Genomic DNA, 22,790 nt, shown 5'->3' on the forward strand with positions numbered 1-22,790 from the left:
GCTTGAAATGTTTTATGGTGCAAAGCATAAGATCATGAACTCTGTGGCTCATACGATGGCTAGCCCAGTGAAAAAACGAAAAGGCGAACGATGAATTTTGATATTAACGCACTAAAACACCACCAGCTCGTCGAAGATGGTCAGCTTGAGGGATGTTATATTCATCAGCCCGTACCCGGCAGTGAGCCGAACGATAAGGCGGTGTTAGTTGAGCGCCGAGAGTTAGAAAAGATGGGTCATAAGGTTGTACAAGTTCAAGCTAAGGGGGGAACCACCACTTTTGCTGAGGCGATGCAAAAGCTTGCACAAAAAACCGGCCATCAGTCTTAATCGTACCCAGTAAGGTGCCGAGCAAGGGCTCATCATAAATGCGAATGCGCATTCATTTTGATGATGGGGCAGCCATCACCTGCCATCAATAGCCGCGCTTGAGTGAGCGGTGTTCGTGGTGCCACGCATACAGGATTATGCTACTCTTAGTCGCCTTTGATGGCGGTCGTATAGTGAATTTGGCTAGACGGCGAACCATTGGCCTTTGATAGACTTTACACATTTCACTACTAATAAATGGAGTTATACATGACCCCACCTAATTTTGTACGTTCTAAATGGATGAAACTGAGCGTACTCGCTGCGAGTGTACTGCTTTTTGGATGCAGTAACCCATCGACCCAAAACCCAGCAGAAACCTTATCGTCGACATGTGCTGTGGGGGACTTAATGGCAGAAACAACGCTGTATTTTGGTATGAGCCGTCCACAGGGTCCTGATATTACGAACCAAGAGTGGCAAGCCTTCATTGATCAACAAGTGACACCGCGTTTTCGTGATGGATTAACCGTGTTCACAGGTCAAGGTCAGTGGTTGGGAGCTGATGGCCGTGTGGCCAAAGAGGGAAGCCATGCCTTGATGTTGATTCATCCAATTAAGGCCGCGGAAAGTGAGAAGAACATTGAAACGTTGCGCACACTTTATAAAAAGACGTTTGATCAAGAATCTGTGATGCGGGTTGATGCGATAAAATGTGTTTCATTCTAACGGGCCATACTATGCACTCGTGTCGTTAGGTGATACTTAGCGATATGCCAAATAAAAAAGCCAACACGAGAGTGTTGGCTTTTTGCTGGGCATGAGGCTGAGCCGTTAGAGCACTGTTCTATTAGAGTATTTGTCTATTAGAGAACTAGGCCTGCAACCGCGGCAGAAAGTAAGCTGACTAATGTCGAGCCATAGACAAGGCGGAAACCAAAACGAGACACGATATTGCCTTGTTTTTCATTCACGCCTTTAATCGCACCCGCGACGATGCCAATGGAAGCAAAGTTAGCAAATGAGACCAAAAATACCGATAAAATCCCCAAACTGCGTGGAGTGAATTGATCGGCAATATCTTTCAGTTGCAACATAGCGACAAATTCGTTGGAGACGAGTTTGGTCGCCATTATACTGCCAGCGTGCAAGGCATCTTGGTTAGCAATGCCGATGACCCAAGCCAATGGATAGAAGACATAGCCCATCAAGTCTTGGAAACTGATGCCAAGAACCGCAGAGAATAGGGCGTTGAGGGCAGCAATTAAGGCGATAAACCCAATTAACATGGCGGCAACGATCATCGCGACACGGAAACCGGCCAGAATATAATCCCCCAGCATTTCGAAGAAACTTTGTTTTTCGTGTAGCTCATGGAGCTCGGGCTCCGGCTCTTCGCTGGCATCGTATGGGTTGATGATCAACAACAAAATGAATGTGCTGAACATATTCAAAATAAGCGCAACCACCACATAACGCGCTTCAATCATTGACATGTAAGCACCGACGATGGACATGGATACTGTTGACATCGCGGTGGCGGCCATGGTGTACATGCGGCGAGGGGATTGCTGACCCAAAATCCCCTTATAGGCGATGAAGTTTTCCGATTGCCCCAGCATCAAGGAACTGACCGCGTTAAACGATTCGAGTTTTCCCATTCCATTGACTTTTGAAAGCACGGTACCAACAATACGAATGATCCAAGGTAGGATGCGGAAATGTTGCAAAATACCAATCAAAGCGGAAACAAAAATGATAGGACATAAGACGTTTAAGAACACATAAGCCAGACCTTGCTTACTCATGTTACCAAACACGAAATCAGTGCCTTGTCCTGCAAACTTCATCAACTCATCGAATAAGCCTGCAAAAGAAGATACCGCGACAATGCCCGCCTTTGAATTCAATAAGAACCAAGCTAGCAGTATCTCGATAACGATTAACTGAATGATATAACGAATTTTAATCTGTTTACGGTCGTAACTGACCAAGAGAGCTAGGGCAAAAATCACCACAATAGCGAGGCAAAAATGTAATACGGATTGCATATAAATTATCCCTAAATAAACACAGCAAAACCAAAAAAAGCTAGTGTACCATAGGCTTATTGATAAATATGGCATGAGTTATTCACCCCACCCCAAATAGGGGGCAGTAACTAGAGAACGCCATCACTTTTTCCAGACTTAGATCGATTTCGCCCCCATACTCTTGTGGTGGTGGCAAGAAGCTGGCAGCACTATCACGTACAACGGAGGTGACCCCATGCATCGACCTCTTGCTTCGGCGCTATCGATGTGTAGACTTGCGATTATAAGATAACTGTGAATTGGATAAGGAACACATTGTGGCACAATTTAAATACAAGCAACTGACCCAAGAGCAACAAGATAAGCTTGATGCTGCCGCATTTCGCCGCTTATTGGCACATTTAGATGACAATAAAGACGTGCAAAATATCGATTTGATGGCCTTGGCTGGCTTTTGCAGGAACTGTTTTAGTAAATGGTATGCGGCAGAAGCGGAGCAATTGGGCGTCGATCTTGATTTGGACGATGCACGCGAACGCGTTTATGGTATGACGTATGAAGAGTGGAAGGCCAACCACCAGCCTCAAGCCACGCCAGAACAACTGGCGGCATTCGAGGCTCGCCAAAAGAAAAAGAGCTAACGCGCTGTTATATTCTCTATAAGCTCACGTCGTTGCGAGCTTATATGAGCATGAAGAAAAGCGTTCAGCCTCATCGCGCACGGTCTTCCTCGGCTTGTTGTACGCCTTGACCTTTGAGGTAGCGCCAAGTCGCGATGATGGTCAATCCCCCCGGTAAAGTGATGAAGAAAATGGCGCAAACAGCCACGGACCAGCCATCACGTAATCCGTCGGAGATCCCCCCGGCGGTATTGATCACGACCATCAGGCTACCGAGCAGCAGCGCCCCCCACTGAGTGCTGCGGGTTCCGATCAGTGCGAGCAGAACTGTGACGATCCAGCCGCCATAGAATACCGGAAACACCCACAGGACACTCGGTTTAAACATTAGCACGGGAGTCGCTTCCTGCGCTCTGACGAAGTCGTTAATGTAGAAGAACAACTGGAACGTAACAAACATCACGGCGGCGATCCCAGTGGTGAGCCAGAACAGAGCGATTCTATCCTGTTGGGAAAGGGTCGAGACGTAACGTGGATGAGAGTGCAATGCCATCGTCATTTCTCTTGTGACGCTGCAAGTAGTGGGTTGCGTGCCTTTGTTGACTGACCAACGAGGTGGTTCATTTGTGGTGGCTTTAGGCATAAATAATACTCATTTATATTTATACACCCTATTTAACAATGAATACAGGCAGGAGTCATTGCGATAATTGGCCATATTATTATGCAATACGGCCAAATACACGTGCCTCAAGCATGGAAGGCGAGAGTCGGATGGGAAGAGGCGAGCTCAGCGATGCCCCGCTATTTTAATCGGTGTTAAATATGCTCGGGGAGAATAATGCCGCGTGGCGAGGCCGGCGCGTTATCTGCCATACGATCGGAGAGATATTGAGCGGGGGGCTGGCCGACGGCCTTGCGGAACATGGTGACGAAGCCGCTGGCATTTTCGTAGCCCAATCCTAACGCTACGGTCTGCACGCTTTCACCTTTGGTCAGGCGCTGGAGTGCCAGGATCACATGCAGTTGCCGGCGCCAACGTCCAAAGTTCATACCGATTTCGTGTAGCAGAAGCCGACTCATATTGCGTTCACTCATGCCAATACGAGCCGCCCACTCCTTTTTCAATGCTTTGTCTGTCGGATCCGCCAATAGCATTTCAGCCAGTTGGCGCAATCTTGGATCCCTTGGCATGGGCAGGTGCAAGTTTTCAACGGGAGCCACGGCCAACTCATCCAATAAAGTGGCGATCAGGCGTTCTTCTCGACTGCCTAGTTCATACAACGCAGGAAAACTGACCACTTTAACCAGTAACTCACGCATGAGCGGTGATACGGAAAGGGTACAGCAGGTCTTAGGAAGATCTGGGGCAGCATCGGCATCGACGAATAGGCAGTAACACTCGGTTTCGCCAGATCCCCGTGCCGAATGCGGTAAGTTTCCAGGTATCCATACCGCGCACTGCGGTGGGACAATCCAGACTCCGTCTTCGACTTCGCAGTTGAGGATGCCGCGAACCGAGTAAAGCAGTTGTGCCTTATTATGCTGGTGTTGGGCATGTTCCCAGTCCTGAGTGACTGAGGTCGCACTCAGCGCCACCGTCGGGCGAGGGACATTATCCACATCTTGGGTGGTGATCAGATCGGTGATGGCAATGCGAGACATAGTCAGTTTTGAACCTCAAAGCGAAGATGATGCACGATAAAAATGGCCGAATTGAAAAATAGTATGGCTAAATCATGCAATGACGTCCAGCAACTCTGTCAGTATCTTAATAGAAACGCAGTCGGCCAGCGTGACTGGATTGAGAAAAGAGGTTGTCTTAGAGAGAGCCTCGTCTATTCGCTGCGGTCTTGTTGTATGTTTTGAGATGTTTTGAAGGAGTTTTGCTATGCAGATTGATACGTCGCAGTTTCCCCTTGTCTGGATGTGCTTTAATACACCGAGTGCCGACGCTAATGCATCGCCATTTGCTGACTTTGAGGCATTGTTAGCCCGTAAGACCGTCTTCGTGTTACTGAATGATGAGGGGTTGGATAAAGGCGATCACGAACATTCGTCAGAAGATATGAAGCAAACATCGCGTTGGATGAAACAGCACAAAAGCGAATTAACCGCCTTTGTTAAAGCGGCTATCTATATCGAACCGAATCTCGCCAAACGGGTCGCGACGAAAGCCTTCGCGTTGGTTTATGAAAAATTTTGGGGCTATCCGATGCTGATGGTCGCAAGCAAAGATGAGGCGCTGACTTTAGCTGAGACTCTGCTTTCAGACCAGAAAAGGGCGGTGGAACAGAGTAACCAATAAGCTTATATTGTTGAGCGGCTAAAGGGAGGGCTTCCGAGTGAGGCGCTCCCGACAGCGTCACGCGAATGTTGCTCTTGGTCGGTGTATTACATCGAACGTAGCCGGCCAGTGTACGCATCGTCATGGATTAATTTTCACTTTTATCCTCATACAGGTATGTGATATATCTTTTAGGGCTTTCAGTAACTGATAAAGCACTAAGAAAAGATGTTATACGGCAGAGCGCTGCTGTTTACTCACTATTATGTAAGAAGATAACCCTTATGAATCCAATCATCGTATCAATCTCATTGCTGCTCTGCAGTAATATTTTCATGACATTTGCTTGGTATGCGCATCTTAAAGAACTCGGGAATAAACCTTGGGTTATCGCTGCTTTGATCAGTTGGGGGATTGCGTTACTTGAATATCTCTTTCAAGTCCCTGCAAACCGGATCGGTTACAGTGTGCTGTCGGTTGGTCAGCTCAAGATCATACAAGAAGTCATTACGCTGACTGTGTTCGTTCCGTTTTCAGTGATGTACTTAAAAGAGCCGCTGAAGCTCGATTATCTTTGGGCCGGACTCTGCCTTGTAGGAGCGGTGTATTTTATGTTCCGTAGTAGATTTGCCTAACCGATTAATTTGCTTGGCATTGGTTCTCTATGACAACAAGGTCAGCTTCGTATTCCACGCAAGCTGACCGATGGTCAAAGTTCAGGGTTGATAGAACCGCTACTATGAAAGCCTCCTGACAGGTGAATCATGCCTGTGCGCTGGCGGTTTCCTGCAGGTAGCGCCATAGTGGCTTGCCATCTTTGATATCAATGATCACCACGGAATAGCGCGACGAGTGTGCCTGAGCTTCTTGGTGAATTTCACGATAGCGCAGAACCACGCTGTCTGCATTCACGAGTAATGGCTCACACTGTTCAATAATGATAGAAAGTGATGGGCGTGTCCCTGTGTTTTGGCGAAACAAGGCTTCTACTTGAGATTGACCGACGATGCTTCCCGTGGTCGTTATCATGGTAAAAGAGGGGCAAAAGCTATTAATCAGTGTCTCTAGCGAGGCATCTTGCGCGTCGCTGCCGGTAAAGACGTCTTGAATCCACACATGCAGATCGAGCACACTTTGCTTGGCAATGGCGATTAATTCTTTCTCGGGTAACATGATGATAAATCCTTGTTTTATTTTCGGTTAATTCGGTTAAGTTGTTTGATGACCAATAAAGGCGTGAGACCAATAAAGGCGTGAGACCAATAAAGGCCGCAAGTAGGAATGTCAGTTGATATGCCGACATGTCATTGGTGTAGTGTTGCAATACGTTGAACAAAAGCGTGAAAAAAGCCGCGCCAAGGCTAAATGACATCTGACGGTTGAGGTTCCAAACCGCGCTGGCCTTCGTTAAGGTGGCGTCGTCAAAGTCCATCATTGCGGTGGTTTGTGCCGTATTTGCACTGACACCGCCGCCGAGGCCCATCAAGATATACGCCATAATAAGCAGCGGTATATTGGAACCTTGACCCACACAAAATAACACGGCAATACCAGCCGAATGCACCAACACACCAAATAAAAATAGGGTTCGAGCGCCAATGCGATTATAGAGCCGCCCACCGACGATAATCGCAACAAAAGAGCCGGCGCCATACAGTACCATCAACATTCCGGTTTTTTGGGCAGACCAACCCAACACCTCTTGCAAGAAGAAGATATTGAGCAAATTTACCCCTGTGAACACGCCCGGCACCGCTAAATAGACCAAGACAGAAAAGCGCATATGGGTATTTTTCAGTACGCTCAAATCCACAATGGCATGCGCCGTTTTACGATAATGACGTAAATAAATAGCGGTAAATCCTAAGCCAGTAATCACAAACAGTAGGGGGAGGAGTTTTGAACTGGCATTCGCATAAATAGAAAGACCAATGAGCAGCGCTGCGAGGGAAGCACTGATATAAAGAAGCCCTCTGATATCCGGTGTCATCGCTTTTTTGGTTTCGGAGTGGATCCAACAGGCCGCGAGTACTGCGGTTAGCAAGCTAAAAGGAATATTACTGAGAAAGACCCAGCGCCACGAGGCATGATCAACAATAATGCCACCGATGCTCGGTGAAAGCGTCGGCGCAATTAAGGCCACACTCATGATGAAGGTGGATATGTGGGTTCTTTCTTTGTTTTTAAATAAATTAAACGTTAGCGCTTGGCCTACAGGGATCAGTAACCCGCCACCGACGCCTTGAAGGAAGCGAAACAAGACGAGCGAGTAAAAGTCATGGGCCAGACCAGAACACAGTGCGCCGAGTGAAAAAATAAGCATGGAGGCGGTCATGGTATGCCTTGCGCCAAACTTACTCGCTAACCATTGACTGATCGGAATAATCAGCGTTAAGCCCAGAATGTAACTATTGGCCACCCAAGCCACGCTTGATTCTGACATGGACAACTCTTGCGCGATATCGGGAAGAGCAATGGCCGACATAAAGATATTAATGCAATCAATGAAAAAGCCGAGTAAGAAAATCAGCGCGATACGATAACGGTAAGCCATAGGAAATCTAGTTTAAAGTCGAATGACGCAGGATTTTATCCGATTTGACTCACTGCTGTGAGCTGTTTAAAGTAAACGCTGAGTTCAATTAGGGTTAACAATAATGTTTAATAACATTAAACGTATTCATACGTTTATCACGGTAGTGAATAGTGGCTCCTTTACTAAAGCTGCGGACCAGTTATTTATGAGTAAAGCCATGGTCAGTATTCATATCAAATCGTTAGAAGACTCACTCAATGTGCCATTGCTGATTCGTAACTCACGCGGATTTATTATGACCGAGGCAGGAGAGCTACTTTATAATGATTTTCAAAGCATCTTTTCTGATATTCACGCTTCCTTAGGTAATGTGTTTGCCAAACATCACTCTTTAAGCGGCCATTTAAGAGTGTCATCCACCGTCGAGTTTGGCGAAGCCTGCCTGATTCCACTGATTGGGGAGTTTTGCCATATTCATCCGGAGCTCAATATCAGCTTTCATGCGGACTCATCGCTCAATAAATTGGTGAATGAGAACATTGATCTGGCTGTAAGGTTAGGCACGCTGGAAGACTCTACGCTAAAAAGCCGTAAGCTTGGCTGCTTCTCTATTATGCTGGTGTGCTCTGCCAAGTGGTTAGCACAAAACCCGTTATCCTCATTAGAGGAGATACAAACCGCGCCTTGGATTGCGAACAGTAACCTTAAAAACGCCAACCACTGGACGTTACATCATAGTGATGGGCAGACCTTTCCATTCAAGTTTTCGCCTAAGTTTCGTGCTAACTCCTCCACGGCCATCCGCTCCATGGTTCAAGCGGGGTTAGGAATGGCCATTCTGCCTGAGTGGCTTATCAAAGAGCAGTTACAAAGCGGAGAGTTTGTTGAGGTATTCCAAGATTGGCGTTTACCCAAGCAAGACATCAACGTCGTGTTTACCGGTGATCACCGTGTTCGACGCCATTGCCGAGCCTTAATCGATTATCTGGTCGAGCACACCCATTTTTAGCCTTGAGTGAGGGGGTTCAGTTGCAAGGGAACTACCTTGTATGACAGTTATCGATTTATCCTATTAATGAAAATCTCGTGAGGGAGCCGTTAATGTGGCTAAATGCTCGGTTAAATCAATCAGCTTACCTGCGATGACATGAGTGACATCGCCTTCTTTTTCTAAAATCCCTTTCACTAGCATAAGCTTAGCATTGAGAAAAGTTTGCTTTTGCGCGCGTGCTGTCGCTTGCCAGACCACGACATTGGTGTTGCCCGTGTCATCTTCTAACGTCACAAACGTAATGCTGGTCGCTGTGCCAGGGGCTTGTCTGCCTGTCACTACGCCAACCACTGTCACCATGCCCCCATTCGGCTGGTGGCGTAAATCTTGATGGCGTACAAAGCGTGGTAACATCCCCGATTGCTCTAATAGAGTAATGGGATGATGCGAAAGCGAAAGCCCCGTCGCGGCATAATCTTCAATGAGATCCTCTGCCGCGCTAGGGGCTCGCTGTAATGGCGCACTCTCCTCGATGACGTGTTGAAATAATGGTAAATCACTGAGGGTGTCCATCATTGTCCAACGAGTGGCATAGCGATGCTCGGCCAGCATCGACATGGCATTGGCGGACGCCAAGGCTTCCATATCTTTGCGGGAAAGTGATATGCGTTTGAGTTCGCTCATGGTGTGATAACCGTTGGTGGGACGGCTGGCAACTAATTGTTTGGCTCCTTGCTGGCTCAACCCTTTAACTTGTCGTAAGCCTAAGCGAATGGAATAGCACGTGGTTGAGGTGGTGCGGTAGGCAACCACCGTATGGTCGTAGTGCGAATGATTGATGCAGACCGGATCTATATGGATATGATGACGCTGTGCATCTTGAATCAGCTGTGAGGCGCTATAAAACCCCATGGGTAGACTGTTTAAGAGGGCGGTGTAGAAAGCTTCAGGGTAGTAGTATTTGAGCCATGCAGAGCAATAGGCGAGTACTGCAAAAGAAGCCGAATGACTTTCTGGGAAACCGTACTCGCCAAAACCACAAATTTGTTGAAAGAGAGTTTCGGCAAACTCAGTACGGTAACCACGCGATTGCATGCCTTGAATGAGCTTGTGTTTAAATTGGGCTAATTGTCCGGTTTTTTTCCAAGACGCCATCGCCCGGCGTAATTGATCGGCTTCACCGCCGCTAAACCCCGCCGCAACCATGGCGAGTTTAATTACCTGTTCTTGAAAAATAGGGACGCCCATGGTGCGCTCTAATACGGTACGGACTTCCTCTGAGGGGTAGCTAATGGCTTCAATGCCGTCACGGCGTTTGAGGTAAGGATGTACCATGTCGCCTTGAATCGGGCCGGGTCTGACAATGGCGATTTGTACCACCAAGTCATAATAGCAGCGTGGTTTTAAGCGCGGCAGCATACTCATTTGGGCGCGTGATTCGATTTGAAAAACCCCGATGGTATCGGCGCGCTGAATCATCGCGTAGACATTGGGGTCGTCTTGCCGAGCGGTGATGTCAGCAAGGGTTAATCTTGCGCCAGTCTGGTGTTGAATAATATCAAAACATTTGCGAATGGCGGTAAGCATGCCTAAGGCCAATACATCGACTTTCAGCAGCCCTAAGCTTTCTATATCATTTTTATCCCATTGAATAATCGTGCGATCTGCCATTGCGGCATTTTCTATAGGCACCAGTTCATACAAAGGGCCAGCAGAGATAACAAAGCCCCCAACGTGCTGAGATAAGTGCCGAGGAAATCCTAAGACTTCCTGTATCAGTTGAATAAACTGTTGCCCTTGAGCGGAGTTGGGCGCCAATCCTAATTCCAGAATCTGTGCTTGCCAGTCTTTCTCTCGATCACGGCGATTGACGTTTTGAATAAAAAAATCCAATTGTGCACGGTCAATACCCAGCGCTTTACCGACATCACGGACCGCACTTTTAAAGCGATAACTGATCACCGTCGCCGCAAGGGCTGCGCGTTGGCGACCGTATTTTTTATAGAGGTATTGAATGACTTCTTCGCGTCGCTCATGTTCAAAATCGACATCGATATCCGGTGGCTCATTGCGCTCTTTACTAATGAAACGTTCAAATAAAACCGAAATCTGGCGAGGATCCACTGAGGTGATGGCAAGGCAATAGCACACCACCGAGTTTGCTGCAGAGCCTCTGCCTTGATATAAAATGCCGCGCTGCTTGGCAAATTGCACCATGTCGTGAATGGTTAAAAAATAAAAGGCATAGTCCATTTCCTCGATTAAGCTCAGTTCTTTGTCAATAGTATGGGCAATGTCCGGTGGCACGCCATCGGGAAAGCGCCATTGCTGACCTTGCTCGACCAGCGCGCGCAAATGGGTCATGGCGGTTAGGCCTTTGGGGACGAGTTCACTGGGGTATTCGTAGCGTAAGCTGTCGAGCTGAAATTGACAGCGCTTGGCAATACGCACACTTTCCTCACACCATTCGGGGTCAAAAAGCGTGGCAAGTTTACTTTGGCTGCGCAGGGCACGCTCTGTGTTGGTGAGTAAATGCGCCTGTATGTCGGTAACGGGTTGGCCGAGCTTGATGGCGGTTAATACATGATGCAGCGGTAAGCGAGTGGCGTTGTGCATGAGTACGCCGCCACAAGCCGTAATCGGTAGCTGATGACGTGCCGCGAGTGATTGGCAATGACTTACATAACAGGATTCATTTGCAGTCAGGTGGCGTTGTATGCCGATCCATAAACGCGCGCGATGTGTGTGGCTTAGCCATGTTGCCCAAGTTTCATCATGCTCCGTGTGCTGGGGCAGCCAGAGAATAAAACACTCTTTGAGTGATAAAATATCCCACTCAGATAATTGGTAATGGCCTTTTTCGCTGCGCCGCCGAGCATTAGAGATAACCCGGCATAACTCAGCATAAGCGGCACGATTGGGACACAGTAATACAAAGCGACACGTCTTGGACAAAGTAAACACGCTGCCAACAATGAAACGAAGCGCTAACTGGTGCTCACGAACCGCTGTGTGAGCACGAACGACGCCCGCAACAGAGCATTCATCGGTAATCGCTAAGGCTTGGTAGCGTAAAAAATCCGCTTGAATCACCAGTTCTTCAGGATGAGAAGCCCCCGTTAAAAACGAGTAATTGCTTTGACAAAATAATTCAGCGTAAGCCATTCATCCCCCTAACTAAAAACACCATGTACCCACCACTTTTTCTCTGGCGTTCGGTAGATCCACAACCAGCGGCCTTCGCGACTGCGAGCAATGAAGTAATCTCTGATCAAGATGTTGTTGTCCCACCATCCCGTCGCGATGCGCTCTGGCCCCTGCACGATCGTGACCTTATCGGTTAAGGCGCGGGGTGGCGTATACAATAAGGTTGGGCGCAATTGGGCACGACGTTCCGCCTGCTTGACCGAGGTGTGTGGCCGGCCATAGTGAGTGGCTGACTCTGGTCTAGGGTCATCTGTGAAGTAAGGCTGATGCACGTGCTCATGACCGAGTTTCGCTTGCAATAGACTGAGTAACTCTGACTCGGATTGTTGGCCCGTTCGTCCTTGAAATAAGTCATCAGATTGAGAATCCATCTCGCCGCTGCGAGCAACCGAGAGGGTCATTTCGATCACGGGGTGCTCAAGCGTTATGGATTCTAAGTGTAAGCGGCATAATATGATCCATGCCTCATGGCGGTATTCACCTTGAGCGGCGGTAAAGGTCACTTGAGCGGTCTGACGATCACGTTGCACCAGCGTTAGGGTTAACTCATACGCCACTTGATTGCGTAAGCGTAAGAACGCTTCTAATTGGATCAGTAAGCGTTGTAACGGCGTTTCCAACCATTGGGTATGGCTTAACTCATACAGTAATGGCAGGTGCGCGGCAAATTGCTCGGAGGGGCGATACTCGGATAATGGATGATGAAATTGACCCAGTAAACGTCCGACATAATTGACCACATCAATGTCAAACCGCCGAGCAAGGTCGGCCAAGGGAATGGCTATCAATGCTTCAATGGTCTGTGTTCCTACACGACGTAATGATTCGATGTGTTGAGCGGGTAAGTCCGTCATCGTTAAATCAATGGGCAGAAGAGCGCGCTTCAATTGAGCATTATCCAGCGTGAGACAGTGTTGCTGATGTTGATGAGCCAATAACTGAGCACACAAAGGGGAAAAGCCCGTTGAGTAGTGATAATGCACCGCGTGTTTTTGAAGGTGCTGACTAATGGCTTGCCAATAATTCTCAAGCCCAGAATACAGCGTCAGCATCGGCGTGATAGACAGCAGTAATCCTTGTGGAGGAAAGAGAACAATGTCGGAAGTGACAAGATACAACCACTGGGCAATGCCTTCTAATGCTTTGATTTCCATCTTGGGGTCATAAGCGACCACATTGAGCTCATGGCACAGCGTTGCGGCGCTGGCGAGTCCCATTCCTTCTTGAATGCCTTGAGCGCGCGCCAGCGCGTTGAGTTGTACGATTTTATGCTGGTGGCCGTGCACCAAGGCGGTCGGTTGGGCTGATTCGGCGAATAAGGTGTCTAATTGCAACTGAGGAAAGTGCAAATATAGCCAATGTTTCATCTGCTTACCCTTGTTTTTGGCGCTGAAAAGGCACAACCACGGAGTCTGTGTCAGGCTGAATAAGATCAGGCCAATGCTCTTGATAGGGAACCGTAAACGGCTCACTCGGCCACGCCCCCTTATACTTTTTGATGGTGACCGTGATGCCATGAGCGGCTGGCTGCAATTGCAGGCTCAATGTGACGGGCAAAGAAAAGATTTGCTGCTGCGGACGGCGTAATAAAAATTGCACGCATTGACCCGTGGTACTGGCCACTTGTAAACGGCGAGCGTGATGGACTTCCAAGTTGTTTTGCCACAACAATACTTGTTCACAGGCCCCGCTTTTGAGGCACTGCTCAGCCGCCCATAACGCGTCTTTTGGTGTTTTTGGGGTAAGGACCCGCACTTTATCCAAGGTTAAACCAGCGTATATCAGAGCTTCGCTATGGATAGGACTCGGCGGATTGATGAATACGGTTAACCGTTGCTGCTTTTGAGCCAAATACGGCAACAAAAGGCGCAACTCACCAATGCCGACTGGACTTTGAAGCTCGACAACCCCGCTGTGTGGAAACCCGCCCATCAGTTTCTGATCGAGTACAGGGTATCCGGTTGTGTGTTTTGTCGTCTCAGAGACGCCATGACAAGAGGCTAGAGTGCCTTGCCATAACCAGTGTTTATTTTTGAGTTCCGTTATTAATTCATTCATCGCTCACCACCTGTATATATATACAGTATATTGCGCGTTAAGCAACAATCAAGAGAAAACTCAGGGGCGAAGCGGTGTTGTCACGTTGCTCGCGTCGTGAAGCAGAGAAAAAGATCAGTAGATAGATGAGGTTAGTTGTGAGACATACAGAACGAAAAAAACCGAGCGCGGCTCGGTTTTCTCGATAAGATGAACGGATAAGTGTTAAATGAGACCTTCCGCTTTTAAGGCCGCTTGTACCGACGGGCGCTCATCATGGCGCTGTAGATACGCTTGCAAACCAGGATAATCGCTCATATCCACTTCGAGGAAGCGAGTCCAGTTAAGCACGGTAAATAAATACGCGTCAGCGATGGTGAAGTGCTCCCCAAAGACAAAGCCATTGTCGCCAATTTGCGCTTCGATCCATTGAAAACGCTTGGCAAGACCAGAAAGCACGTTCTCACGCTGCTGAGGGGTGATATTAGGGTTAAATAGCGCCCCCAGACCTTTGTGTAATTCTGTTGAAATGTACACCATTAAGCTTTGCAGTTGATAACGCTCTTCGCCAGAGGCTGGAATCAGATTCGCTTCTGGTTTTAAATCGGCCAGGAATTGCGCAATGACAAGACCTTCCGTCAGAATATGGCCGTTATCGAGCTCTAAAGCCGGCACATACCCTTTTTGTGTGACAGCCAAATAGTCGTCACCACTGACCGTGCGTTTTGTTTTCAGATCGACTTGCTCTAATTGGTGAGCGAAACCGAGTTCTTCTAAAACAATGTGTGGCGAAACAGAACAGGCCCCTGGAGTAAAATATAATTTCATAATCACGGATTTCCTTTCGCTATTAACGTTAGAGAATGCTCTCAATGTGTGATTTCAGTCTACGCCTAATGAATCGATAAACAAGTCCTTGCCTGTTGGTTTTTTGTACTAGCGTTTTGGCTGCGCGTCTATACATTGGCCGTGTACATCATGGCTTTCTGGGGCCATGAGATACAGATACAAAGGCATGATATCGAGTGGCGTTTTGAGTGTGTCAGGATCTTCTTCTGGGAACGCTGACGCACGCATATCGGTACGAGTACCGCCGGGGTTAATCGCATTCACGCGGATAGGCGTGTCTTTTAGCTCGTCCGCTAAAACTTGCATCATCCCTTCAGTGGCAAACTTAGAAATGGAATAGGTTCCCCATAGCGCGCGTCCAATATGGCCAACCGTCGAGCTTGTGAAGACAACGCGAGCATCTGTTGACGCTTTCAGGAGCGGTAATAGCGCTTGAGTGAGCATAAATTGTGCGCGTACATTGACTTGCATAACATCATCAAACGTTGCTAAATCAATGTCTTCGAGTGGGGAGAGCGCTCCGAGTAGACCCGCATTGTGTAGTACACCATCTAAACGGCCAAATTGCTTACGAATGGTGTCGGCCATGGCCTTATAATCGTGTTCTGTTGCATTTTTCAGATCCATTGGCATGATAACAGGTCTTGGATAGCCAGCGGATTCAATGTCAGTAAACGTGGATTTGAGTTTACTTTCAGTTCTGCCCAGTAAAATAACAGTCGCACCATGCTGGGCGTAGCTGCTAGCGGCTTGCTCACCGATGCCTGATCCTGCACCAGTCACGAGAATGACTTTGTTTTTCAAGGTATCTGGAGAGACAGAATAGTCCATAATAGGCTCCTTCTAAAGAATGAGGGTTTCAGTCTGGGTAACAACATGGTTACAATACACTACTTCGCATTATAGAGGATATGACCATTGGAATTTTTGATGGAATACGGCTTGTTTTTAGCCAAGATAGTGACATTCGTTGTCGCGGTTGTTGTGCTTTTAGCATTGATTAAATCGGGTAACGGTAAACAATCGAGTGCTAAAGGTGAGTTAGAAGTGACTAACTTGACTGAAAAGCATAAAGAAACCATTGAAAAAATGGAACATCACTTATTGGATGAATCCGTGCTTAAGGCGCGGGATAAATCTGAGAAGAAAAGTCAAAAACAAAAAGATAAAGCGCAAGCGAAAGCCGTGAAAAAGTCCGCGAAAGCAGGCGAAGTCAAGGCGGAACGTGACCCACATGTGTTTGTCTTAGATTTTAATGGCAGTATTGATGCTAAAGAAGTCGCGGCATTACGAGAAGAAGTCACCGCGGTTCTGGCTGTCGCTCAAGATGGGGACGAAGTGATTCTTCGCCTCGAGTCTGGCGGTGGAATGGTGCATGGTTATGGGTTAGCCTCTTCGCAGCTTGATCGCTTGAAACATGCGGGACTGGGCTTAACGATCGCCATTGATAAAGTGGCGGCAAGCGGTGGCTACATGATGGCGTGTATTGGCGATAAAATTGTCTCTGCACCGTTTGCGATTGTTGGCTCGATTGGTGTGGTTGCACAAATCCCTAACTTCAATAAGTTATTGAAAAAGCACGATATCGATTATGAACAAATGACGGCCGGTGAGTACAAACGGACCATCACGATGTTTGGTGAAAACACCGATAAAGCGCGCGAAAAGTTCAAGCAAGAGTTAGAAGAAACGCACGGCTTATTTAAAGACTTTATTCGTGATCATCGACCAAGTTTGGATCTCGATACTGTCGCCACTGGCGAGCACTGGTTTGGAACACAAGCGCATAAGCTTGGTTTGGTCGATGCGATTAAAACATCCGATGATTTAGTGATTGATGCTTGTAAAGAGAAAACCGTGCTGAATATTCGCTACGTACAAAAGAAAAAGTTGACGGAAAAAGTATCTGGCATGGCGGGTGAAGCGGCAGATAACGTATTTATGAAATTAATGAATCGTGGACAACGCCCTATCGTTTAATTAATCGCCATCTTTTGATTGTTTATTATTCGGCCTTATTGTTATAAGGCCGTTTTTATTTTTATGGCGTTCTTATCGTGTAAGAATGCTTATATTATAGGGTACGACGTTTTATTTTTAAGAGTTACTGCTTTATTGATCTGGATTAGTATTTGACGTGCTTCAACTTGGTATTTTGTCGCCAGTTGATTGATACAAGTATTAATGGTGAATATATGAACATTTTTGAGCACTCTGACCCGTCTCGCCGTCGTTATGGGCTAGCGGCTTTCATCGGTATCATTGCCGGTATTGTCTCCGCATTCGTAAAGTGGGGCGGTGAACATCCTCTGCCGCCACGCAGTCCAACCGATATTTTTACTGGAGCATGTGCCCCCGAATCGTTAATTCGTGCGGCGGAACACATCGATTGTTCACGCAATTTTTTGAACCCTCCTTATGTATTTTTACGTGATTGGTTAGGTGTGGTTGATCCTAATGCGGCGGTCTATCATTTTGCTGGCCATGTATTTAATTGGGTGGGTGTTACACATATTACGTTTTCAATTGTCTTTGCCGTTGGTTATTGTGTGGTTGCGGAACAATTTCCGAAAATTAAATTATGGCAAGGTTTATTAGCTGGGGCTTTAGCCCAATTATTTGTTCATATGATCAGTTTCCCGCTCATGGGCTTAACCCCACCACTATGGGATTTACCTTGGTATGAACATGTCTCTGAAATTGTCGGTCATTTAATTTGGTTTTGGTCGATTGAAATTATTCGCCGTGACTTACGTAATCGTATAACTCACGAGCCAGATCCTGAAGTGCCATTAACGTCACCAGCGCGTTGATGTTACAGAGTGATAGCCGCCTTTTTTGGGCGGCTTTTTTATTGCGAGCCAACTATCGGTTTACGCTCTTAGGCAAGGTCATTGCCAAGAGCGCGCTCTGAGCGACAGTCTTAGGTAGAAAGCCATAAGTTTGTTACCATAACGGCGCTCCAGTAATCGTGTGGATTGAGCTGGAATTACTAAGATTAGGATTCACCTTGAATAATAATGAGATTTTTCGTCTTATCACGTCGGCTTTGAATTTGAAAGACACGGGAATTGCGAAAGCCTTTGCCTCTGCTGAGATGAACGTGACCACGGTTGAAATAGCAACTTGGTTAAATGAAGAGACGGACAGCGCCGCGAATCAACTCACCGATGAGCAGCTAGCCCGCTTTTTGAACGGTCTGATTAACACCCAACGCGGCAAACGTGATGGCGAGCAACCCAAGCCTGAGACTCAATTAAATACTAATATGATTTTACAGAAACTGCGGATTGCTTTGAACTTGAAAGCAGAAGACATGCTAAATACGTTTGAGTTCGTTGGGGTTGAGTTTAATAAGCACGAATTAGGCGCGTTTTTCCGTAAACCGAGTAATAAGCATTATCGCGCGTGTCCAGATGAGGTATTGCGTGATTTCTTATTAGCCGTACACGCGCAAAGAGACAGTCTCTAAACTTAGAGCATCATCGCGTTGAGGTCGGCCTCTCGCCCGTTCACAAGGACAATGAATGAATATTGATAAAGCGAAAAAACGTATTGCCAAGCAAGTCGCAAAAGGGTTCAAAGGATACCCCATGGTGTCGATTGCGTATTTTGGCCTCAAACCAGATTTTGCGACGCAAGTGAGGGTTCAGTTCATTGCAGAAGAAGGGGGCGAACCTCAAGAGCAAAAATTGTCGTCTTCTACCGATGTACGCAATGATGAGACGATTCAAACGGTGATTGTGAAAATTTTAGAACGTACACAGGCGGTGAGTGTGATGGAAGTGGCCGGAGTCGCTTCCTTATCTGAGGCGCAATGAGTCAAGATCGAGAGTGTGGCATGTATTGTGCTTGGTTCTGTGACCATCGGGCAATGAATAGGTTGCCTGATGGGATCAAAAATATCATGTCACATTTATCGTAAGGACTTTCGATCATGAAATTGATGCTTTCGTGCGTTGTGCTGCTCAGCGGTGCAAGCGTGCATGCCGCCGATTTGGATGGCGCCGCCATTTCTCAGCTACTTGAGCAGTTACCCGCGAACCAACTGAACTCGCTTTGCTCACCGAGTAGTGATGCCACCGTCAGTCAGTTATGTGCTGAGCAAGCCTCGGGCCTACGTGATCGCTTGCTGCAAGGGGAAGAACTCAATGTGCAGCACATGCAAGATCAGGCAACGCAAGTCTTTAATGGAAGCTTATTGCCGCTCATGAAGGCTTTGCAAGGCGGCACTTCTGGCAGTCCACTGCCGTCAAAATAAAGAGCAACCTTCCCCAAGACTACAGCAATGAGTTGTGCGTCGTGTGCTTTTTCGCGAGAAGAGAGCGCCAATGTTGCCAGCCGGCGGCAATAAAGCCTGTCAACATGCCGGTGAGATGGGCTTGCGTGGCAACGCGTGCCCCAATGAGCACTTGAGTTTCATGAGCAGGGCCGACGGTTTGCTCCCAGACAATTTTGGCCACGACAGCGCCACACAGTATCCAACTGGTGCGGCGGCCATTTAAGGCCTCTTGCAACGCCCAGAAGGCAAACAATCCATGTAACACGCCAGAAAGCCCCACGTAGTGAGTCAACGATGAAGTGAAAAGCGCAGCGCCGATGACCACGCTATTGAGTGCTAATAATCCAACGAACTGTCGTGATGTCGGTTTAAATATCCAAATAATGAGCCAAAGTGCGGCGATATTCATCCCCAAGTGATAAAAGTTGGTGTGGGTAAAGTTTCCTGTTACTATGCGCCACCATTCACCGTGCATAATCGCGGTGTTATCCCAGGCAGCCCAAGAGGCGGCGGGTTCAAATTGCAGCCCGAGACATACGCCTGTAATAATCAATACTGTTAGATAAAGGTTCACGTTATGTCCCGTTATTGTTCTCAATGTGGTAAAGCGCGCAAAGTCTGTATTTGTGACGCGATAGAGCCGCTTCATACGGACATCGAGCTTATCATTCTTCAACATCCGACTGAAGCCTCTCGTCCGATGGGCACCGCGCGTATTCTCTCTTTATGCATGCCAGAGACAACGCGGTGCTTTGTGGGCGAAGATTTTCGCGACCACCCTGAGTTGAATACGTTATTGGCTGAGCCTAACGTCAGCCATTATGTTTTATACCCTAGCGACGCCTCGATAGAAGTTACACAGATTGAGCCGCCCACCACACAAACACTACGCATTATTTTATTAGATGGTACGTGGAAAAAAGCGTTCAAAATGTGGCAGGTGAATACGCAATTGCATGAGCTTGCTAGCCTGCATTTACCCAAAGATTTATCCGGTAATTACCGCATCCGCAAAGCGCCAGATAATAACGCTTTATCGACAGTCGAAGCCGGCTTTCATGTCTTGCGGCTATTACGCCCTCAGCAACATTTCACCCCCTTACTCACCGCGTTTGATCATATGATTGATACGCAAATTCAGCATATGCCGCCGGGCACCTTTGAACGTAATTATCGCCAGTAAACACAACGCCGTCATCTATCAAAGGTTGCGGTGAATACACAATTTGCTCGCTGTTTCGTTGTTCAAGCAGAATAAGAGCGTGGCAATGCAGTTATTGCACTCACGCGAATACGATGGGTGCTCTGCTAGTATTGATTATGTCCTTGATTTACTAGAACAAGCGGCGCAATTACGTTTGCCTGCCATGCAAAAGATATGACAATGCGCATACTAAATGATTTGCCATGGCATCGATGAGATACCACTTAATATCACGTGTTCCTATTCAAATAATGTCATCAAGAGGACTATTGGTTCCTGCAAAATGTTGTCCAATCACGTGTGTGTAGATCTGTGTGGTTGAAACATCACTGTGCCCCAATAGTTCTTGGACGGTTCGAATATCTCTGCCTGCCATTAGCAGATGGGTTGCAAACGAATGCCTGAAAGTATGGCAATTGACGCGTTTGGTTGGGATGTTAGCTAATTGAACTGCTTTTTTGAGTATTTTTCGAGGCACTGAGTCATGTAGATGATGGCGACAAAGTACACCTGTTAAAGGGTGAAAGCTTAAATTGGTTGAAGGAAATAAATACATCCAACTCAGTTGCCGAAATGCATAGGGGTATTTTTTGATTAAAGCGAAAGGGAGTGATGGGCCGCAGCCTTTATCATTATCTTGCTGTTGAATGAATTTAACGGTCTCAATTTGCTTGGCAATAAGGCCCTCCAGCTTTTGGCTAAGAATAGTAGTCCGATCTTTATTGCCCTTACCACACCGAACAACTAGGCTGCCTTGTTCCATGTTTAAGTCTTGAATTCTAATTCTTAGACACTCACTGATTCTAAGGCCGCTACCATAAAGCAATGCAAAAATAAGCCTATCTCGCTCGCTCTCAATTTGGTCAATAATCGATTTAACCTCAGTAGCAGATAGTACCGACGGTAAACGCCGACCTTGCTTAGCATGCTGAAAACCAAGATCTCCAAGTGGCTGTTCAAGCACTTTATTATACAAAAATGCGAGCGCATTCAGAGCCGATTTCTGAGTGTTGATCGCTACATGTTGTTCGGTTGCTAGAAACGAAAGAAACGCTCTCACCTCGTTTTCTCCCATCTGATTAGGATGCTTTAGGTTATTGAACCTGATGAAATAACGGATCCAGTACAAGTAGGATTTTTCCGTTTTCATGCTGTAGCCGCGTACACGCAACTCTCTTCTGAGATGATTGATAAATGGACTGGAAGACATCGAGTGCTCCTTGTGGATACATTTCCTTTACTGTATAAATATACAGTTTATTTTTATGTTTGCCAGTTGGATGCCTGTTTTTATGACTCGAAAAGTGTTTTTTTGCTTGTTTTGTCATAGTAGTGTCAGCAAAAGTGTATTAAGATCAATCAGTAACCAATTTATCAGCCAGAATAACGCGCTGTGGATAAAATGATATAACGCGCATGCTCGAATTTGTATTTTGATTGGCTTTGGGGTAAGTCTTAAAAGTGTTTTTAAAACAGCCTGTTATAGGTAATTTTTTGAACTCTTATGTACAGCGCAAACGCGCATGCGCACTATTAAAATGTTAGATTACATGAGGTAACATGAAAGATTTTTTAACAGAGTACAAGATTTATTTCGAAACTATCGCATCAAGTACGATTGCTATTATGGCTGTAATTGTCTCAATTGTAGCGTTGAATATATCATCAAAAGCTAATCAAATTGCTGAAAGCTCCCTGAATATCAGTCGGTTACCATTATTGCCTAAAATTTCTGCAGGATTTAGTTTTGATGATGCGGAAAATGGAAAAAGAAGTGAAACCTTAGTTATTAGTAATTCAGGGGATGTCATGTACGATTTTCATTCATATCCTTTTGCTTTCTTAAGGTTGAATGAGTTGAAGCTTGTCACTGCTGAAAATAGTAGAAAGCCACTGTTCTTACAAAGTGTTATTGTTCCTATTGTGAATTATTTCCCTTTAAGCTCATATATTAATGATGTAAACAAGGGTATTTTCTCAAAGCAGTATATAAGTGATACGAAAAAATTAGATCCTATCCTTAGTCAATTTAGTCAGGAATATAACGAGGATAGTAAGAGTATTGGTGGTGCAATACAGAGATATTTGTTTGTTTCTTACGTTGATCAGTTTGGTGAAACACATGAAAAGTATATGCGCTTCGAGAGTTCCGGCACCTCAGTTCCTCTAGACAAAAAGGAGGGTGAAAAGCTTTTAGCTCAGCATCAACAGGCCAAAAAGAGCGATGGCTTTGTATTGGATTATGAAAATACAACTCTTGATGGACTTCAGAGAGCATGGAATGAGTCAAAAAAAGAGGTAGTTGCCGTAAAGTAATTTAACAAGAAATTGCAATGGATGCATATAACGTCAGGCATCCTTTGCTTGGAGTTACTGATTTGTTGTAATAAAAGTGTTTATGCACCATTGAATTAGACGTTATACGTACGAAAGTA

At 46.5% G+C, this 22,790-nt stretch carries 25 protein-coding genes; 13 read left to right on the top strand and 12 right to left on the bottom strand.

Annotated features, from left to right (window positions below):
* Positions 1–90: 90 nt before the first annotated feature.
* Both EAE30_RS09990 and EAE30_RS09995 read left to right on the top strand, forming a co-directional pair.
* Positions 91–330 carry a hypothetical protein gene (locus tag EAE30_RS09990; RefSeq protein ID WP_123015781.1) on the top strand — a complete coding sequence of 80 codons (240 nt, stop codon included), beginning with the start codon at positions 91–93 and terminating at the stop codon, positions 328–330.
* A 249-nt stretch (positions 331–579) separates the two neighbouring features.
* On the top strand, positions 580–1,038 hold the full coding sequence (locus tag EAE30_RS09995; RefSeq protein ID WP_241967755.1) for a DUF3574 domain-containing protein: 459 nt from the start codon (positions 580–582) through the stop codon (positions 1,036–1,038).
* 137 nt (positions 1,039–1,175) lie between these two features.
* Here the strand turns inward: EAE30_RS09995 and EAE30_RS10000 are convergent, their stop codons facing one another.
* Complete coding sequence (locus tag EAE30_RS10000) at positions 1,176–2,360, bottom strand: NupC/NupG family nucleoside CNT transporter (protein ID WP_123015782.1); 1,185 nt, start codon at positions 2,358–2,360, stop codon at positions 1,176–1,178.
* A gap of 299 nt (positions 2,361–2,659) precedes the next feature.
* On the opposite strand from EAE30_RS10000, the gene EAE30_RS10005 reads away from it, so the two are divergent.
* Entirely contained in the window at positions 2,660–2,983 is a 324-nt protein-coding gene (locus EAE30_RS10005) for a DUF1244 domain-containing protein (protein ID WP_123015783.1), read from the top strand.
* Positions 2,984–3,053: 70 nt separating this feature from the next.
* Here the strand turns inward: EAE30_RS10005 and EAE30_RS10010 are convergent, their stop codons facing one another.
* Together EAE30_RS10010 and EAE30_RS10015 are read right to left on the bottom strand one after the other, a co-directional pair.
* Positions 3,054–3,605 (bottom strand): hypothetical protein, encoded by a 552-nt coding sequence (locus EAE30_RS10010; RefSeq protein ID WP_199287085.1) that lies wholly within the window; start codon positions 3,603–3,605, stop codon positions 3,054–3,056.
* Between the two features lie 176 nt (positions 3,606–3,781).
* Positions 3,782–4,627, bottom strand: a complete 846-nt coding sequence (locus tag EAE30_RS10015) for an AraC family transcriptional regulator (RefSeq protein WP_123015784.1) — start codon at positions 4,625–4,627, stop codon at positions 3,782–3,784.
* 226 nt (positions 4,628–4,853) lie between these two features.
* On the opposite strand from EAE30_RS10015, the gene EAE30_RS10020 reads away from it, so the two are divergent.
* A complete protein-coding gene (locus tag EAE30_RS10020; RefSeq protein WP_123015785.1) occupies positions 4,854–5,270 on the top strand; it encodes a hypothetical protein in 417 nt (138 codons plus the stop codon).
* Positions 5,271–5,533: 263 nt separating this feature from the next.
* Entirely contained in the window at positions 5,534–5,884 is a 351-nt protein-coding gene (locus tag EAE30_RS10025) for a DMT family protein (protein ID WP_123017328.1), read from the top strand.
* A gap of 127 nt (positions 5,885–6,011) precedes the next feature.
* On the opposite strand, the gene EAE30_RS10030 is transcribed toward EAE30_RS10025, so the two are convergent.
* A complete protein-coding gene (locus EAE30_RS10030) occupies positions 6,012–6,278 on the bottom strand; it encodes a hypothetical protein (RefSeq protein ID WP_123015786.1) in 267 nt (88 codons plus the stop codon).
* Between the two features lie 22 nt (positions 6,279–6,300).
* Positions 6,301–7,803, bottom strand: coding sequence for an MFS transporter (locus tag EAE30_RS10035; RefSeq protein WP_123015787.1), 1,503 nt, complete (start codon positions 7,801–7,803; stop codon positions 6,301–6,303).
* A 103-nt stretch (positions 7,804–7,906) separates the two neighbouring features.
* Here EAE30_RS10035 and EAE30_RS10040 point away from each other — a divergent pair, with 103 nt between their 5' ends.
* Positions 7,907–8,794, top strand: a complete 888-nt coding sequence (locus EAE30_RS10040) for a LysR family transcriptional regulator (protein ID WP_199287086.1) — start codon at positions 7,907–7,909, stop codon at positions 8,792–8,794.
* Positions 8,795–8,857: 63 nt separating this feature from the next.
* On the opposite strand, the gene EAE30_RS10045 is transcribed toward EAE30_RS10040, so the two are convergent.
* The 5 genes from EAE30_RS10045 to EAE30_RS10065 all read right to left on the bottom strand — a co-directional run bounded on the left by EAE30_RS10045 (position 8,858) and on the right by EAE30_RS10065 (position 15,700).
* Positions 8,858–11,941, bottom strand: a complete 3,084-nt coding sequence (locus EAE30_RS10045; RefSeq protein WP_123015789.1) for an error-prone DNA polymerase — start codon at positions 11,939–11,941, stop codon at positions 8,858–8,860.
* A gap of 8 nt (positions 11,942–11,949) precedes the next feature.
* Positions 11,950–13,350, bottom strand: a complete 1,401-nt coding sequence (locus tag EAE30_RS10050) for a Y-family DNA polymerase (protein ID WP_123015790.1) — start codon at positions 13,348–13,350, stop codon at positions 11,950–11,952.
* A 4-nt stretch (positions 13,351–13,354) separates the two neighbouring features.
* The gene (imuA, locus tag EAE30_RS10055; RefSeq protein WP_123015791.1) at positions 13,355–14,041 is read right to left on the bottom strand and encodes a translesion DNA synthesis-associated protein ImuA; all 687 of its coding nucleotides are present in this window, start codon (positions 14,039–14,041) and stop codon (positions 13,355–13,357) included.
* A gap of 204 nt (positions 14,042–14,245) precedes the next feature.
* The gene (gene gstA / locus EAE30_RS10060) at positions 14,246–14,848 is read right to left on the bottom strand and encodes a glutathione transferase GstA (RefSeq protein ID WP_123015792.1); all 603 of its coding nucleotides are present in this window, start codon (positions 14,846–14,848) and stop codon (positions 14,246–14,248) included.
* Between the two features lie 108 nt (positions 14,849–14,956).
* Entirely contained in the window at positions 14,957–15,700 is a 744-nt protein-coding gene (locus EAE30_RS10065; RefSeq protein WP_123015793.1) for a YciK family oxidoreductase, read from the bottom strand.
* Between the two features lie 87 nt (positions 15,701–15,787).
* Between EAE30_RS10065 and sohB the strand changes: the two genes are divergently transcribed.
* The 5 genes from sohB (at position 15,788) to EAE30_RS10090 (ending at position 19,130) form a co-directional block, all read left to right on the top strand.
* Positions 15,788–16,849, top strand: a complete 1,062-nt coding sequence (sohB, locus tag EAE30_RS10070) for a protease SohB (protein ID WP_199287087.1) — start codon at positions 15,788–15,790, stop codon at positions 16,847–16,849.
* 215 nt (positions 16,850–17,064) lie between these two features.
* A complete protein-coding gene (locus EAE30_RS10075; RefSeq protein WP_123015795.1) occupies positions 17,065–17,682 on the top strand; it encodes a YagU family protein in 618 nt (205 codons plus the stop codon).
* A 197-nt stretch (positions 17,683–17,879) separates the two neighbouring features.
* Positions 17,880–18,341 carry a YehS family protein gene (locus tag EAE30_RS10080; protein WP_123015796.1) on the top strand — a complete coding sequence of 154 codons (462 nt, stop codon included), beginning with the start codon at positions 17,880–17,882 and terminating at the stop codon, positions 18,339–18,341.
* A 55-nt stretch (positions 18,342–18,396) separates the two neighbouring features.
* A complete protein-coding gene (locus EAE30_RS10085; protein ID WP_123015797.1) occupies positions 18,397–18,690 on the top strand; it encodes a hypothetical protein in 294 nt (97 codons plus the stop codon).
* 116 nt (positions 18,691–18,806) lie between these two features.
* On the top strand, positions 18,807–19,130 hold the full coding sequence (locus EAE30_RS10090) for a hypothetical protein (protein ID WP_123015798.1): 324 nt from the start codon (positions 18,807–18,809) through the stop codon (positions 19,128–19,130).
* A gap of 19 nt (positions 19,131–19,149) precedes the next feature.
* Here the strand turns inward: EAE30_RS10090 and rrtA are convergent, their stop codons facing one another.
* Positions 19,150–19,830, bottom strand: coding sequence for a rhombosortase (rrtA, locus tag EAE30_RS10095; RefSeq protein WP_123015799.1), 681 nt, complete (start codon positions 19,828–19,830; stop codon positions 19,150–19,152).
* On the opposite strand from rrtA, the gene EAE30_RS10100 reads away from it, so the two are divergent.
* Complete coding sequence (locus tag EAE30_RS10100; protein ID WP_123015800.1) at positions 19,729–20,334, top strand: tRNA-uridine aminocarboxypropyltransferase; 606 nt, start codon at positions 19,729–19,731, stop codon at positions 20,332–20,334. The genes rrtA and EAE30_RS10100 overlap by 102 nt on opposite strands.
* Positions 20,335–20,599: 265 nt before the next feature.
* On the opposite strand, the gene EAE30_RS10105 is transcribed toward EAE30_RS10100, so the two are convergent.
* A complete protein-coding gene (locus EAE30_RS10105; protein WP_123015801.1) occupies positions 20,600–21,565 on the bottom strand; it encodes an integron integrase in 966 nt (321 codons plus the stop codon).
* 350 nt (positions 21,566–21,915) lie between these two features.
* Here EAE30_RS10105 and EAE30_RS10110 point away from each other — a divergent pair, with 350 nt between their 5' ends.
* Positions 21,916–22,671, top strand: a complete 756-nt coding sequence (locus tag EAE30_RS10110; protein ID WP_123015802.1) for a hypothetical protein — start codon at positions 21,916–21,918, stop codon at positions 22,669–22,671.
* The last annotated feature ends 119 nt before the right edge of the window (positions 22,672–22,790 follow it).

Source organism: Vibrio zhugei (assembly GCF_003716875.1).
Lineage (GTDB): Bacteria > Pseudomonadota > Gammaproteobacteria > Enterobacterales > Vibrionaceae > Vibrio > Vibrio zhugei.